This is a genomic window from Halomonas elongata, from assembly GCF_029081005.1.
GTDB lineage: Bacteria > Pseudomonadota > Gammaproteobacteria > Pseudomonadales > Halomonadaceae > Halomonas > Halomonas elongata_B.
Map to the genome: position 1 here is coordinate 1 of NZ_JAJQTQ010000167.1, position 207 is coordinate 207.

Here is a 207-nt window from a genome sequence, read left to right on the forward strand (position 1 = left end):
CTGCAGGGTGACGAAGGCACGCTGACCATCACCGGCTATGATGCCGCCACGGGTGAGATCACCTACGACTACACCGAAGATGGCGACGCCGAGGACCATAGCGGTGGCGAGATCCTCGACCAGTTCACGTTGGGCGTGACCGACCTGGCCGGCGAATCCACCACGGATAGCCTGGATATCCGTATCGAGGATACGGAACCCGCGGCC

1 protein-coding gene is annotated in these 207 nt (G+C 62.8%); it reads left to right on the forward strand.

Annotation, left to right across the window (positions count from 1 at the left end):
• Nucleotides 1–207: hypothetical protein (locus LU493_RS19955; protein WP_275289527.1), on the forward strand; the 207-nt coding region annotated here is incomplete at both ends.